12 protein-coding genes and 1 pseudogene are annotated in these 14,135 nt (G+C 66.7%); 6 read left to right on the top strand and 7 right to left on the bottom strand.

The features are described 5' to 3' along the window. Window positions 1–106: 106 nt before the first annotated feature. Window positions 107–1,258, top strand: coding sequence for a VIT1/CCC1 transporter family protein (locus tag ACYQ1Z_RS05335; protein ID WP_459791461.1), 1,152 nt, complete (start codon window positions 107–109; stop codon window positions 1,256–1,258). 12 nt (window positions 1,259–1,270) lie between these two features. Next, the gene (locus ACYQ1Z_RS05330) at window positions 1,271–2,197 is read left to right on the top strand and encodes a matrixin family metalloprotease (protein WP_459791460.1); all 927 of its coding nucleotides are present in this window, start codon (window positions 1,271–1,273) and stop codon (window positions 2,195–2,197) included. A gap of 37 nt (window positions 2,198–2,234) precedes the next feature. Here ACYQ1Z_RS05330 and ACYQ1Z_RS05325 read toward each other — a convergent pair whose 3' ends face one another. Both ACYQ1Z_RS05325 and ACYQ1Z_RS05320 read right to left on the bottom strand, forming a co-directional pair. Next, window positions 2,235–3,356, bottom strand: coding sequence for an LOG family protein (locus tag ACYQ1Z_RS05325; RefSeq protein WP_459791459.1), 1,122 nt, complete (start codon window positions 3,354–3,356; stop codon window positions 2,235–2,237). A gap of 137 nt (window positions 3,357–3,493) precedes the next feature. After that, window positions 3,494–4,906: a sugar porter family MFS transporter gene (locus tag ACYQ1Z_RS05320; protein WP_459791458.1), complete on the bottom strand. Its 1,413-nt coding sequence runs from the start codon at window positions 4,904–4,906 to the stop codon at window positions 3,494–3,496. Between the two features lie 281 nt (window positions 4,907–5,187). Between ACYQ1Z_RS05320 and ACYQ1Z_RS05315 the strand changes: the two genes are divergently transcribed. The 3 genes from ACYQ1Z_RS05315 to ACYQ1Z_RS05305 all read left to right on the top strand — a co-directional run bounded on the left by ACYQ1Z_RS05315 (window position 5,188) and on the right by ACYQ1Z_RS05305 (window position 7,925). Then, the gene (locus tag ACYQ1Z_RS05315) at window positions 5,188–5,928 is read left to right on the top strand and encodes a GntR family transcriptional regulator (protein ID WP_459791457.1); all 741 of its coding nucleotides are present in this window, start codon (window positions 5,188–5,190) and stop codon (window positions 5,926–5,928) included. Window positions 5,929–5,945: 17 nt separating this feature from the next. Next, the gene (gene iolB, locus ACYQ1Z_RS05310) at window positions 5,946–6,839 is read left to right on the top strand and encodes a 5-deoxy-glucuronate isomerase (RefSeq protein ID WP_459791456.1); all 894 of its coding nucleotides are present in this window, start codon (window positions 5,946–5,948) and stop codon (window positions 6,837–6,839) included. A gap of 66 nt (window positions 6,840–6,905) precedes the next feature. Continuing rightward, window positions 6,906–7,925, top strand: coding sequence for a LacI family DNA-binding transcriptional regulator (locus ACYQ1Z_RS05305; protein ID WP_459791455.1), 1,020 nt, complete (start codon window positions 6,906–6,908; stop codon window positions 7,923–7,925). On the opposite strand, the gene ACYQ1Z_RS05300 is transcribed toward ACYQ1Z_RS05305, so the two are convergent. Next, entirely contained in the window at window positions 7,922–9,118 is a 1,197-nt protein-coding gene (locus tag ACYQ1Z_RS05300; RefSeq protein WP_459791454.1) for an MFS transporter, read from the bottom strand. The two genes, ACYQ1Z_RS05305 and ACYQ1Z_RS05300, sit on opposite strands and share 4 nt — an antisense overlap. Before the next feature lie 194 nt (window positions 9,119–9,312). On the opposite strand from ACYQ1Z_RS05300, the gene ACYQ1Z_RS05295 reads away from it, so the two are divergent. Then, window positions 9,313–9,762: a MarR family winged helix-turn-helix transcriptional regulator gene (locus ACYQ1Z_RS05295; RefSeq protein WP_459791453.1), complete on the top strand. Its 450-nt coding sequence runs from the start codon at window positions 9,313–9,315 to the stop codon at window positions 9,760–9,762. 64 nt (window positions 9,763–9,826) lie between these two features. Here the strand turns inward: ACYQ1Z_RS05295 and ACYQ1Z_RS05290 are convergent, their stop codons facing one another. The 4 genes and pseudogenes from ACYQ1Z_RS05290 to ACYQ1Z_RS05275 form a co-directional block, all read right to left on the bottom strand. Beyond that, on the bottom strand, window positions 9,827–11,266 hold the full coding sequence (locus ACYQ1Z_RS05290) for a sugar porter family MFS transporter (protein WP_459791452.1): 1,440 nt from the start codon (window positions 11,264–11,266) through the stop codon (window positions 9,827–9,829). Further along, window positions 11,263–12,138, bottom strand: coding sequence for a sugar phosphate isomerase/epimerase family protein (locus ACYQ1Z_RS05285; RefSeq protein ID WP_459791451.1), 876 nt, complete (start codon window positions 12,136–12,138; stop codon window positions 11,263–11,265). Before ACYQ1Z_RS05285 ends, ACYQ1Z_RS05290 begins: the two co-directional genes overlap by 4 nt. Window positions 12,139–12,179: 41 nt before the next feature. Continuing rightward, window positions 12,180–13,192 (bottom strand): annotated as a pseudogene (locus tag ACYQ1Z_RS05280) (Gfo/Idh/MocA family protein). A 27-nt stretch (window positions 13,193–13,219) separates the two neighbouring features. Next, entirely contained in the window at window positions 13,220–14,131 is a 912-nt protein-coding gene (locus ACYQ1Z_RS05275) for a sugar phosphate isomerase/epimerase family protein (RefSeq protein ID WP_459791450.1), read from the bottom strand. Window positions 14,132–14,135 lie beyond the last annotated feature (4 nt).

The following is a 14,135-nucleotide window of genomic DNA, read 5'->3' as shown; positions in this document are numbered from 1 at the left end:
CCGAAACTCCCGGCCTAGGTTTACCGGCCAAAAAACCGCGAAAATCCGCAGTAAGCTGGCAGCTGCAATGGGGCAGCAACCTGCCCCGTCCAGCCCAGGAGTCTCCGTGTCACAGCACGCACAACCGCATTCGGCCCGCCCACACAAAACGCCGTTGAACCAAGCCCATCCACAATCCGGTCCGGCGCCGTCGGACATCAAGAGGTGGCGCCAGTACCTCGCGGACGAACGCGCGGAGGCCGCCGTCTACCGCGATCTTGCCCAAAACCGCCAGGGCGAGGAACGTGACATCCTCCTCGCCCTCGCCGAGGCCGAAGGCCGCCACGAGGCGCACTGGCTTGCGCTGCTGGGGGATAAAGCCGGCAAGCCACGGCCGGCCTCCTTCCGGAGCCGCCTGCTCGGGTTCCTGGCCCGCCACTTCGGCTCCGTGTTTGTGCTGGCCCTGGCGCAGCGGGCCGAGGGCCGCTCCCCCTATGCCAAGGATCCCAACGCCACGCCCGCGATGGCAGCCGACGAGCAGATCCATGAGGAAGTCGTCCGCGGGCTTGCCACCCGCGGCCGCAACAGACTGGCCGGCACGTTCCGCGCTGCCGTTTTCGGTGCAAACGACGGCCTGGTCAGCAACCTGTCCCTGGTGATGGGTATGGCCGCCTCCGGAGTGGCGAGCAGCGTGGTGCTGCTCAGCGGCATTGCCGGACTCCTGGCAGGCGCCATGTCCATGGGCGCCGGTGAGTTCATCTCCGTCCGGTCCCAGCGTGAACTGCTGGCCGCCACCCGCCCCACCCAGGTCACTCTCGCGGCGGCGCCTAAGCTGGACCTCGAGCACAACGAACTGCTCCTGGTTTACCTGGCCCGCGGCATGTCGCACGAGGCCGCCGAGCACCGGGTGGCAGAGCGGATGGGGCTGCTGTCCTGCGACTGCGATCCCAGCCTGTCCCTCCAGCCCGAACTGCCCGGCGACGAGGACCAGCACGAGGCCGTGGGCACCGCCTGGGGCGCCGCGCTGTCCAGCTTCTGTTTCTTCGCCTCCGGCGCCATCATCCCCATCCTGCCGTTCATCTTCGGACTGACCGGCGTGGCCGCCCTCGTCGCGGCCGGTGTGCTGGTCGGCATTTCCCTGCTGGCCACCGGCGGCATCGTGGGCCTGTTGTCCGGTACCTCGCCGCTGACGCGGGGACTGCGCCAGCTCGCCATCGGCCTGGGCGCCGCCGTCGTCACGTACCTGCTGGGGCTGGTCTTCGGCACCGTCGTCGGTTAGTAGAGTGGCCTGATGAACGCTCGGCCGCCCCGGCACACCGGCAGCAAAGACCGCACCGGTCTGGGATACCGGCAGGTGCTGGTTGCTGCCCTGGTGATGGCAGGGGTTTTCGGCGGTGCCATGGCGGTGGCTGATCCGCGGGTCCAGCAGCTGCTCGACGTGCGGATCGGGCCCGGCAACCCGCAGCCCCCGGCGGCCGGCCAGGGCCATGGCCAAGACGGCGGCCCGTCCGGTTCCGCCGGCGCGGAACAGCCGGCCGAAGCCAGCCTGGACACCCCTCCCCCGGGGATCGAAGAGGAAGACGCGCCGCTCGGCGCCCCCGAACCGCCCGCCGTCGGAAGCGACTCGTACCGCTTCCTGGCGGTCAACGGGGACGGCACCCCGGTGGGATACTCGCCGTGCCGGCCGCTCCACTACGTGGTCAACGCAGCCCTTGAACCCGCCGGCGCCGGGCACCTGGTACCCCAGGCCATCGCCACCATCTCCGCCGCCACCGGCATCACCTTCGTCTACGACGGCACCACCGACGAGCAGCCGTCCGCACAACGGCCGCCGTACCAGCCGGACGTTTATGGCGAGCGCTGGGCACCGCTGCTGATCGCCTGGACCACCCCCGAAACCGCTCCCCAGCTGCAGGGCAAAGTCATCGGCACCGGCGGCAGCACCCATTTCAGCTACGACGACGGGCCTAAGACATTCGTGACGGGCGGCCTGGACCTGGACGCGCCGCAGATCGCCAACGAGCTGCTGAACCCGGACGGCCACCTGTACGCCACCGCGGTGGTCCTGCACGAGCTAAGCCACGTGATGGGCCTTGACCACGTTGAGGATCCGCGGCAGCTGATGTTCCCGGAAATCGGCACTCCCGAAGGGTTGTCCGCCGGGGACCTCAATGGACTCTATGAGCTCAGCAAGGCCCAATGCCGGAAGGACCTGTAGCGCAGCCGGGGTGCCGCGGCCCGCGGGGTAACCCGGGTCAGCCCTGCAGGACCGCCACGGCTTCGTCCACTGTGTCCACGAGGAAGATCCGTTCTTCCATCAACCGCCCGGCGGCCATGCTGCGCAGCAGTGGCCACGCCGGGTATTCGTGCTCCCAGTGGTCCCGGCCCACCAGGACCATGGGCGTGATCTTTTCCCGGGCGCCGTAGTAGTTTTCGCAGGCGTCCTGGAAGATCTCCTGCACCGTCCCGGCCGCCCCGGGCAGGAAGACGATGCCGCCCTGGCACAGTTCCAGCAGGATCGCCTCCCGGACTGAGTTGGCGAAGTACTTGGCGATGTGCGTGGCGAAGTAGTTGGGCGGTTCGTGGCCGTAGAACCAGGTGGGGATTCCCAGCGACGGCGTCCCGTCCGGGAAGAGCTCGACGACGGCGGCGGCCACCCGCGCCCAGGCCGACACCGAGGGGCGGAAGCCGGGGACGGCCGCGAGCATGTCCAGCGCAACCTGCAGGCCGCCGTCGTCCGCCTGGCTGAGGTACGCGCCCAGGTTGGCCGCCTCCATGGCGCCGGGTCCCCCGCCGGTAGCGACGGCGTAACCACTGCGCGACAGTTGCCTGCCAAGCGTCGCTGCCTGCGCGTAACCGGTGCTGCCGCGCCCGGCCGCGTGTCCGCCCATCACGCCAACCACCCGTTGCCCCGCCCACGCTCCCCGCATCAGCTCGTCCAGCGCGTCGCCGATGGCATGGTCATGGAGTGCCGACGCCAGTGTGGCATCCACCCGGTGGCGCAGGCCGGGCTGGATGCTCCACTGGTAGATCCGGGCGTCCGGCAGTTCCTCGTACCGTGACCCGGCCAGCCCCGCATAAAGCTCGGCGGGCGTGTAGAGCGAGGACCGGTACGGGTTGAACGGCACCCCCTCCAGCCTGGGGAAGATCAGCGCTCCCCGGCTGCGCAGGCTTGCCTCCATTCCCTCGTCGAAGGTGCAGCCAAGGAAGATGGCGCCTTCAACGTCGAGTCCGGCGAGGGCGGCCGACCTTCCGCGCAGGTCGAGCGATTGCGCGTGCCAGCGACGCAGCCGGACGGCTCCGGCCGCTACCATCCGGTCGAAGCTGTCGAGGTCTTCGACTTCGAGGCTGTGCGGAGCCGGCCCAAGGTTGGTCATGCACCCACCCTAGCCAGCCGGCGTCGTCCGCGTGCTGCTTTCCGTGCCGGCTGCACAACAGGAAGGTGGGGCCAGATCCTGCCCGCCCGGAGGTTCGGGACGGGCGGGACCTGACCCCGCTGGGATGTTGTGGCTGGCTAGACGCGGGCGGGTATGTCGCCGCCGCGGAAGTGGGCTTCCAGGTCCTCCAGGGAGTGGCCCTTCGTTTCAGGCACGCACCTGGCCACGAAGACCAGGGACGCGATGTTCACGAGGACGAACAGGCCAAAGGTTCCGGTGGACCCGAGGGCGTTGACGACGATCGGGAACAGGAAGGAGATGGCTGCGTTGACCGTCCAGAGGACGAACACGGCGATGCCCATGGCGAAGCCGCGGATCGCGAGCGGGAACATTTCGGACAGGAGCAGCCAGACGCAGGTGCCGATGAAGCACTGGACGAAGGCGACGAAGAGCATCATGGCGGCGAGGATGATGTAGCTGGCGAGGTCGGACTGGGGCAGCAGGAACACGATGGCCAGCAGCCCCTGCGAGCCCACAACACCGGAGAACCCGATGACCAGCATTTTCCGCCGGCCGATGAAGCCCAGCAGCCAGATGCCCAGGATGGTCATCAGCACGGAGGTGACGCCGACGCCGATGGTTGCCACCAGGGATGCGCTCACTCCCAGCCCGCTCTTCTCGAGGATGGTGGGGGCGTAGTAGTTCACGGTATTGATGCCGGTGGCCTGCTGCACGGTGGCGAGGCCGATGCCGATCCAGAGCAGCCGGCGCATCCAGGGGTTGTTCTTGAGGTCCTGCCAGGCGTGGCCGCGTTCCTCCTTGGCAGTCCGGGCGGCCTGGGCGATCTCCTCGAATTCGGCTGCAGCTTCCTGCGGGGTGCGGCTCAGGTTGAGGACGCGGCGGCTGTCTTCCAGCCGGCCGCGGATGGCGTACCAGCGCGGGGATTCGGGCAGCAGCAGCATGCCGGCGAGGAGCGCCAGCGCGGGCAGCGAGGCGATGCCCAGCATGGTGCGCCACACTTCGGTGTCGTGGATCAGGGCGTCGAGCAGGGCGTTGATGGCGAAGGCGAGCATCTGGCCGGTGACGATCATGAGTTCATTGATGGTCACCATGCGGCCGCGCAGGCGGGCCGGCGCCATTTCGGCGAGGTACAGGGGGCAGGTGACCGCGGCGGCGCCGACGCCGAGGCCCAGCAGGATGCGGGCGGCGATCATGAAGGGGACGTTTGGGGCGATCGCGCAGCCGATGGCGCCGAAGAGGAAGAGCAGGGCGCAGACCAGCAGCGAGCCGCGGCGGCCCAGCTTGTCCGCCAGTCGCCCGCCCGTCAGGGCGCCGACGGCGGCACCGGGGAACAGCAGGGCGCTCACCACGGTGGCTTCCTCGACGGCGGTCATGTTCAGCGAGTCGTTCATGTACAGCAGGGCGCCGGAGATCACGCCGGTGTCGTAGCCGAAGAGCAGGCCACCAAGGGTGGAGATGACGGTCAGCCGGGCCAGGTATCCGCGGCTTTGGGTGCCGGTGGCGCCCATGGTTTGTTTCTGCAACAGCATTGTTGCCTCTCAGATTCTCTTGGGACCAGGAGCGCTGGTCAGGAATGTGATGCGTGCCACTGACTTTAGAGCGCTCTAACGAGTGTCGTCAAGAAAAAGTACTGATGTCAGAACAAATAACCTCCCGGCGCCTTTCTGGCTTGGATTCCGGCCCGCCTTGACCGGCTCCACGGGCCTGCTACGATCGAATAGGAAGTATGTCCTATCAAGCGAACATATAGCGGCAAAGCGGCCGTTCACGCCCCACCGGGTGGATGCCGCAACCAGAACAGGAACACACCGTGGCGAACAACCTGGGCCTCAGCATCGACCGCTCCTCCCCCGTACCCCTCTACCACCAGGTGGTCCAGGGCATCGAGGCCGCCATCTACAGCGGGGTACTGGAACCGGGGAGCCGGTTGGACAATGAGATCGACCTGGCGGCCCAGCTCAACCTGTCCCGGCCGACCATGCGCAAGGCGATGGATGAACTGGTCCGGTCCGGGCTGCTGGTCCGGAAGCGCGGGGTGGGTACCCAAGTTGTGTCCAGCCAGGTCCGCCGGCCCCTGGAACTGTCCAGCCTCTACGACGACCTCACCAACAACGGCAAAAAGCCCACCACGGAGGTGTTGAGCTTCGCCCACATCGAGGCCGACGACGCCATCCGCGCCACACTCCAGCTGGCCGCAGGCTCCAAGGTCTACCACTTCAGCCGGCTCCGGAAGGTGGGCGGCAAACCGCTGGCCCTGATGGAGAACTGGGTCCGCGACGACATCGCCGCCATGGATGAAGCCATGCTCGCCGCCGAAGGCCTCTACTCGATCCTCCGCCGCGGCGGCGTCAACTTCCGGCTGGCAACCCAGCGGATCGGCGCCATGACGGCCAACGACTACCAGGCAGCCAAGCTGGAAACCAGCGAAGGGTCCGCCCTGGTCACCATGGAGCGCACTGCCGTGGACGATACCGGCCGGCACATTGAAACCGGCCATCACGTGTACCGCGCCGACTCCTACAGCTTCGAAATGACACTCGTACAGCGTTGAAACGCAAGGAGCTCTTTATGACCAACTGGGTCTACCCCCTTGGCACCGCCGCCGACGGCAAATGGGACGTCTCGATCGGAACGTCCGATTCCTCCCTCACCGTCGACGGGTGGGCCCACACCGGACTGAAGGTGGCCACCCTCGCCGCGGGCGCCGACGTCGTTCTTCCCGCCGCGGACGAGGAACGCATCGTCGTGCCGCTCAACGGATCCTTCACCGTGACGGTGGACGGCACGGCGTACCAACTGGGCGGCCGCGCGTCCGTGTTTGCCGGCCCCAGCGACGTCCTCTACTCAGGCACCGGCCGGACCGTGATCGTCAGCTCCGCGGGCGGCGGCCGCGTGGCCGTGGCCACCGCACCCGCCAAGGCGTCCTACCCCACACGGCTGATCCCCGCGGCGCAGACTCCGGTGGAACTGCGCGGGGCCGGCAACTGCTCCCGCCAGGTCCACAACTTCGGCACGCCCGCGGCGCTGGAAGCAGACCGCTTCATCGTCTGCGAGGTCCTGACCCCGGCCGGGAACTGGTCCTCCTATCCCCCGCACAAGCACGACGAGGAAAAAGACGGCGAGACGCACCTCGAGGAGATCTACTACTTCGAAACGCAGGTCGCTGCCGGGTCCGCAGCACCCGGCGACGCCGACGCAATCGGCTACCAGCGCGTCTACGCGTCCGACGAACGCCCCATCGACGTCTCCGCCGAAGTCCGCACCGGCGACGTCGTCCTGGTCCCCTACGGCTGGCACGGCCCCGCCATGGCCGCCCCCGGCTACGACCTCTACTACCTCAACGTCATGGCAGGTCCCGGCCCGGTCCGCGAATGGCTGATCAGCGACGACCCCCACCACGGCTGGGTCCGCCAGACCTGGGAGGCCCAGGACATCGACCCGCGGCTGCCCTTCGGCAGCTGAGCCCGTCCGGGCATGGCCGGGACGCCGGCCCGTGAACGCTGTGGGCAACTGGCATAGTGGGGTCTTGTGAAGCAGACTTCCCCCGCATCCCGGTCCGTGACCATGGAGGACGTGGCACGCGACGCCGGGGTGAGCCGCGCGCTGGTCTCCCTGGTCATGCGGAACTCCCCCAAGGTGTCCCCGGCAAAGCGCACGGCGGTGCTGGAAAGCGCCGCCGCCCTGGGTTACTCTCCGAACCGGCTGGCCAGCCGCCTGGCCAGCCACCGCACCCGGACACTGGGCGTCCTGTTCCTGGACCTGCATAACTCCGTCTTTGCCGATATCTATGACGGCCTGATCGAAGGACTCGAAGGCAGCGGCAACCAGGTCATGGTCGCCGTCGGCTCCGCCGATCCGCGCACGGAACTGGAGGCGGTGCGGAACTTCGTGGACCTGCGCGTGGACGGAATCCTGTTGGCCGGCTACACGGGCTCGACGGCGGAGCTGGCGGCTGCCCTGCGCGGCACGCCTGCCGTCGTGATCACCCGGGAACTGGCGGCCGACGGCGTCGATTCCGTTTTGACCGACGACTTCCGCTCCGGGGCACTCGCCGTGGAGCACCTGCATGGACTGGGACACCGGCGGATCGCGCACGTGGACATCTCCGACTGGCTGCCGTACACCGAGCGCAGGGAAGGCTACCTGCACGCCATGCGGCAGTTCGGCCTGGAACCCATGCTGGTGCACAGTGATATGACCGAGCGGGGCGGGCGGTCGGTCATGGAGAACTTCCTGGCTTCCGGGATTGAGCCACCCACCGCCATCTTCGCGCACAACGACCTCACCGCCATCGGCATCATGGAGGCCCTGGCAGCCCACGGGCTCTCCGTTCCCGGTGACGTCGCGGTGGTGGGCTGCGACAACATCGAGCTGGGAGCTTCGCCGCTGATCGGACTGACCTCGATCGACCAGCACGCCCGCAAGCTTGGCCGGGTGGCCGCGCAGGCGATGCTGGACCGGATCGCGGGCACCGCCGGGCCGGAGGTTACCCGCAAACTGGAGCCGGTCCTGATGGTCCGGCGCTCCTCCGACCCCGCCGCCACCTAGCGGTCGGCCAGTTCCTTCACGGGCTCCGGCTTCTTGGTGCCTTCGTTCCGCCTGGCGCCCGCCGCGGCGAAGGCCATCACCGCAAGACCCGCGAGCGTGATCGCCGCACCGGCCCAGATGGGCGAGGTGTAGCCGAGCCCGGCCGTGATGGTGACGCCGCCCAGCCAGGCACCCAACGCGTTTCCCACGTTGAAGGCACCGATGTTGGCACCAGATGCGAGCGTGGGCGCGCCGGGGGCGTACTTCATTACGCGCATCTGCAGCCCCGGCACGGTGGCGAAGCCGAAGCCACCCATCAGGACCAGCGAGATGACCGTCAGCACGGGATTCGCGGCCGAGACGGCGAACGCCACCAGGACCACAGCCAGGATGGCGAGGACCACCAGGAGGGTCCGGTCCACGTTCCGGTCCGCAGCCTTGCCACCCAGCGTGTTCCCGGCGAAAAGTCCCACGCCAAACAGGATGAGGAGCCACGGAACGGCTGAGGCGGCAAAACCTGAGACGTCCGTGAGGGTGTAGGCGATGTAGGTGAATGCACCGAACATGCCGCCGAAGCCCAGGATGGTCACCAGGATGGACAGCCACACCTGCCCGGAGCGGAAAGCGCGCAGCTCCGATCGGAGGCTTCCGGCCTGTTCCGCTGCGCCCGCCGAGCGGGGTACCAGCGCCAGGATCCCGGCCAGTGCGGCCACGCCAATGGCGGTGATGGCCCAGAACGTGGACCGCCACCCCGCCGCCTGGCCCAGCAGGGTGCCGAAGGGGACGCCCAAGACGTTCGCGGCGGTCAGTCCGGTGAACATCAGAGCAATAGCGCCGGCTTTCCTGCTGGGTGGCACCATCCCTGCCGCCACCACTGCCCCGATGCCGAAGAAGGCGCCATGCGAGAGGGCCGCGATGACGCGGCCCAGCATCATGGGCCAGTAGTCGGCGGCCGTTGCGGACAGCAGGTTGCCCACAATGAAGAGGACCAGGAGTCCGGCGAGCACCGGCTTGCGTTCAAGGCGCGTCACAGCGGCAGTGAGCCCCAGGGCGCCAACCACAACGGCGAGCGCGTAACCGGAAATGAACCATCCGGCGGAGGCTTCGCTTACTCCGAAGTCCGCCGCGACGTCCGGCAGGAGCCCGGCGATGACGAACTCGGTCAGTCCTATGCCGAACCCTCCCAGGGCGAGTGCTATCAGGCCAACAGGCATGGCAATGCTCCTTTGAGCTGTGTGGGTCGTGGCGTACCCGCTGTGGCGGTTGTACGCCGTGGAGAGCGCGCCTAAAATAGTTGCAGGCGCGGGATTTATTGTTGCACACGCAATTATCACGCGCAAGCAACTATATTTGTGTGCACGCTTGTTGCGGCAGCTCCCCGGCTGGCCGCACCTCGAGAGGAGCAACGATGGGCATCAAGGACGACGCCGTTGAAGTCCGCGCGCAAGGTTGGCGCACCCTGGCGGCCTTGCACGGCCTGATCGAAGGCGAACTGGAACGGGCACTGCAGGCGGAGTCGAAACTGTCCGTGGTGGAGTACACCGTTTTGGATGCACTCAGCCGGCAGGACGGCTGGCACATGCGCATGCAGCAGCTGGCCCGGGCAACGGCACTCAGCCCCAGCGCCACCACCCGTTTGGTGAACCGGCTTGAAGACCGGGGCCTGCTGACCAGGATCCTGTGCGACGACGACCGGCGGGGCATCTACACGGAACTCACCCCGAGCGGCAACAGCCTGCTCGCCGAAGCCCGGCCGGTACACGATGCCACACTGGAACGCGCCCTCGGCCAGGCCCAGGACATCCCCGAACTGGCGTCCCTGGTGGACGCCCTGCCCAAGCTGCACGCCCGGGCCTAAGGACGTCGAAGGCTCCCTTGAAGGAGCTTCAAGGGAGCCTTCGACGGCGGCAGCAGCCGTGTGCCTAGCCCGCCGTTGCGGGTGCCCCGGTCTTGGCGCCGGCGATGGTTTTGAAGTGGTGTTCCAGGTCCTCGAGGCTCTTGTCCTTGGTCTCCGGAACGTACTTTGCGGCGAAGGCGATGGCGCCAACGCCGAGTACGGCGAACACAAAGAAGGTATTGGAGAGCCCGATCGCGGCCATCAGCTGCGGGAAGCCGAAGCCCACCAGGAAGTTCACGATCCACAGCACGAAAGCGGACGCGCCCATGCCGAGGCCCCGCATCTTCAGCGGGAAGATCTCGGAGAGCATCAGCCAGGTAACCGGTGAGATCGCTCCCTGCTGGAAAGCCAGGAACGTCACTGTCAGCGACAGGATGACGAAACCGCGGACTGAGCCTTCAGGCAGGATCAGGGAGAAGACGCCGATCAGGAGGAGCGCCGTCGTCGTACCTGCCTGTCCCGTGATGAGCATCCGGCGGCGGCCAACCTTGCCGAGCAGCCAGATACCCACGAAGGTGGCGAGTACGGAGATCACGCCATTGGCGATGTTGGCCGTCAAGGCCGCTTCACGGCCGAAGCCGGACTCGGACAGGATCTGGGTGCCGTAATACATGATGGAGTTCACCCCGGTGATCTGCTGAATCACCGCCAGGCCCAGGCCCACGAAGAAGATGCGGCGGAGCCACGGAATCCCCAGGTCCTTCCAGGAGCCCATCTTGGACTTATAGTCCTCCACGGCCATGGCCTTGACCTCTTCGAATTCGGCCCGGGCCTCTGCCTGCGACCGGATGCGTTGGAGGACGCTGAGCGTCTCGCCGAAGCTGCCCATGGATGCGAGCCAGCGGGGGCTTTCCGGCATGAAGTTCATGCCAATCCACAGCGCGATCGCAGGAAGGGTGGCGATAACCAGCATCCAGCGCCAGATGCCGCCGGACTCTCCGAACGTGTTGCCCAGGTAGGCGTTGAAGATGAAGGCCAGCAGCTGCCCGGTGACGATCATCAGCTCGTTCTGCGTGACAATCCGGCCGCGGCGGGCACTTGGGGAAACTTCCGCAAGGTATACCGGAACTGTCACGGAAGCGCCGCCGACCGCGAGGCCCAGCACGAACCGGGCGGCGATCATCACCTCGGTGTTCGGCGAGAACGTGCACGCGAGCGTGCCGATGAGGAAGATGACTGCCAGGACCATGATCATACGGCGGCGGCCGTTGCGGTCGGCCAGGCGGCCGCCGAACAGGGCGCCGAAGGCCGCGCCGAACAATAGCGACGACGTGACCAACCCTTCAGTGAGCGGCGTGAGCCCCAGGTCCTCCTGCATGTACGGGAGGGCACCGTTGATGACGCCGGTATCGTAGCCGAAGAGCAGGCCCCCAAACGTGGAGATGATGGTGACGGTCCGCAACGCCTTGTGGTGGTTGCCGGGCTTGGCTTCCTTGGCCGCCGGGGTATGCGCGGGGGAACTCATGCACTCACCTTTTGCACGTACTGCTTCATGGTGTCCAGCTGGTAGCGGGACACCTCGTCGGCGTTCTCGTCCTCGGCGAAGACGCTGGAGACCATCACGGTGTCCTCGCGGTCCAGGAAGCCGATCTCTTTCAGGCCGCTGAAGAACTCGTCCCAGTTCACGTCGCCGTCGCCGATCTTCAGGTGCTGGTGGACGCGGACCGGGTTGCCGGGCGGGTTGGTGATGTAGCGCAGGCCGTGCGAGGCGTGGTGGTCCATGGTATCCGCCAGGTGCACCAGGCGCAGCTTGTCCCCCGCGGCGCGCATGATGTCCAGCGGGGCGTTCTTCATGTGGAAACTGTGCGAGGCCACGTAGACCATGCCCACGTTCTTGGAGTTCACGCCGCGGATCACGCGGACGGCGGCGAGGCCTTCCTCCACGAAGTCGTCCGGGTGGGGGTCGATCAGCAGGTCGATGCCTTCACGCTCAATGATCGGCAGCAGTTCCTCCATGGAACGGTAGAACGCCCGCTCGGATTCCTCGGCCTTCTCCGGCCGGCCGGAGAATTCAGTGTTCATCGTACTGACGCCCAGGTCCACGGCGATCTGGATGGCACGTTTCCAGTAACGGACGGCTGCTTCGCGGGCGTCCTCGTCCGGGCCGGACCAGCGGAGCACGGGCAGGATGGATGCGATCTCGATCCCGGCGTCCTTGCAGGCCTTGCCAAGCTGGTCCACCAGTTCATCGTCCGCTTTGGGGTGGTTGTAGAAGGGGATGAAGTCCGCGTGCGGCGTCATCTGCATGTACTTGTAGCCAAGGTCCGCCACCACCCGGGGGAACTCAAGCAGGCTGTGCGAGTGGTGGAAAGGGGTTGGGTCAAGTGCGATTTTCACGTAAACACTCCATTGTGGATCTGGAACGGCTCGGGTGGGGGCTAGTTATAGAGGGCCGGCTTCGGGGCCAGCTTCACGGCCACCTTTTCGCCGTTCTTCTGTGCCTCGACGCCGGCTTCGCAGCAGGCCGCGGTGGCGTAGCCGTCCCAGGCGGAGGGTCCGCCGATTTCACCCTTCAGGGCAGCGTCCACCCAGGACTGGATTTCGACATCGTAGGCCGCACCAAAGCGCTCCTCGAAGCCGGGGGTGACGGTGCCGCCCCAGCGTCCGGCGCTGCGGGTGTAGGGGCCCTTGTCGCCGCCGATGTTGACGATGCCCTCTTCGAAGGATGCCTGCGTGGCAACTTCGTAGCCGAACTTGGCATTGACGTAGATTTCGACGTCGGCCAGGACGCCGGACTCGGTTTCAAGCAGGACGTGCTGCGGGTCGTGCTGGCCGGACGGGGCGTTCTTGGTGGCCTTGCCCAGGCGGACCTGGACGCTGGTTATTTCCTCACCGGTGAAGAAGCGGATGGCGTCGAACTCGTGCACCACGGAGTCGTTAATGAGCATTTCGTTGGTGAAGCCCTCTGGCGTGCTGGGGTTGCGGTGCTGGTGGTGCAGCATCAGCAGCTCGCCCAGTTCGTGGTTGCGGATGATCGATCCGAGGGTTGCGTACTCCGCGTCGAAGCGGCGCATGAAGCCCACCTGGATGCGCTTGCGGCCCAGTGCCACCTCGGCCTGGACAATCTTCCACGAGGACTCTGCATCCGGTGTCAGCGGCTTCTCGCACAAGATCGGGATGTCCTTGGCCAGGGCCTTGAACAGGATGTCCTCGTGCAGGAAACCGGGGGTGGCGATCAGGACGGCATTGACGTCACCGTTGTTCAGGGCCTCTTCGGCGTCAGCCAGGCTACGGCGCCAGGGATACCTTCAATGGCGGCCTGGGCGCGGCCGAGGTCAACGTCGACGACGGCGGCAACTTCGGCGCCATGGATGCGGTGGTGGAGGCGCTGGATGTGGTCGGCGCCCATGCGTCCGGCACCGATGACGGCTACGCGGAGGGTTTCAGTCATTGTCTTGTCCTTCAGGTGGTGGGGAGGTTAGCTGACGGCGGTGCGGGAGCCGCAGGAGAGCAGGTAGTTGCGCGTGCGCTTGGCGATGGGCATGGGCACGTCGAAAGCCACCGGATACATGTCCTGCTCCACGATGCCGAAAATGGGCCGGTTCAGGGCTTCCACCGCTTCAATGACCGCGCGCAGGTCCGGCAGGCCGTTCGGGGGTTCGGTCATGACCCCCGCCAGGTTGGCCGCGGCCCACGTCATGTTTTCCTCGTTGACCTTCTTGAGGATCTCAGGGTTGATCTGCTTCAGGTGCAGGTAACCGATCCGGTCCGGGTAATTCTTGATCAGTTCCAGGCTTGAGGCGCCACAGTATTCGGCGTGGCCGGTATCGAGGCAAAGGTTCAGGTACTGCGGATCGGTTGAGGCCAGCAGGGTTTCAATGTCCTCCTGCGCGCCGACATGGGAGTCTGCGTGGGAGTGGAACTGCTGCTTCAGGCCGAAATCCTCCAGCAGCGTCTTGCCGAGGCGGTTATGGCCGGCGAACAGGTCGTCCCAGGCCTGGGGGGTCAGCGTGCCGCTTTCTACCGCCTCACCCGTGACATCGTCGCGCCACATGGCGGGGATGACCACCATGTGTTCGCCGCCCATCGCCGCAATCAGTTCCGCGACCATACGGGCGGGCTCCCAGGCGGTTTCCCACTGGTCCAGGCCGCGGTGGAAAGCGGTGAACACGGTGCCGGCCGAGATCTGCAGGTCGCGGGCCTTGAGTGCCTCCGCCAGGCGCGTGGGGTCTGTGGGCAGGTAGCCGTAAGGGCCGAGTTCGATCCACTTGTAGCCGGATTCGGCTACCTCGTCGAGGAAGCGTTCCCACGGGGTCTGCTTGGGATCGTCCGGAAACCAGACGCCCCAGGAGTCCGGTGCCGTGCCGATGATCAGCTTGTTCTCAGTCATGACA

Source organism: Arthrobacter sp. AD-310, from assembly GCF_054656615.1.
This window is presented reverse-complemented; position numbering and strand designations above follow the sequence as displayed.

What these genes read in the sequence shown, in the direction of transcription:
- ACYQ1Z_RS05330 (WP_459791460.1), top strand. Translation starts at nt 1,271, where the DNA reads ATGAACGCTCGGCCGCCCCGGCACACCGGCAGCAAAGACCGCACCGGT.
- ACYQ1Z_RS05290 (WP_459791452.1), bottom strand. Translation starts at nt 11,266, where the DNA reads ATGAGTTCCCCCGCGCATACCCCGGCGGCCAAGGAAGCCAAGCCCGGC.
- iolB (WP_459791456.1), top strand. Translation starts at nt 5,946, where the DNA reads ATGACCAACTGGGTCTACCCCCTTGGCACCGCCGCCGACGGCAAATGG.
- ACYQ1Z_RS05295 (WP_459791453.1), top strand. Translation starts at nt 9,313, where the DNA reads ATGGGCATCAAGGACGACGCCGTTGAAGTCCGCGCGCAAGGTTGGCGC.
- ACYQ1Z_RS05275 (WP_459791450.1), bottom strand. Translation starts at nt 14,131, where the DNA reads ATGACTGAGAACAAGCTGATCATCGGCACGGCACCGGACTCCTGGGGC.
- ACYQ1Z_RS05300 (WP_459791454.1), bottom strand. Translation starts at nt 9,118, where the DNA reads ATGCCTGTTGGCCTGATAGCACTCGCCCTGGGAGGGTTCGGCATAGGA.
- ACYQ1Z_RS05320 (WP_459791458.1), bottom strand. Translation starts at nt 4,906, where the DNA reads ATGCTGTTGCAGAAACAAACCATGGGCGCCACCGGCACCCAAAGCCGC.
- ACYQ1Z_RS05325 (WP_459791459.1), bottom strand. Translation starts at nt 3,356, where the DNA reads ATGACCAACCTTGGGCCGGCTCCGCACAGCCTCGAAGTCGAAGACCTC.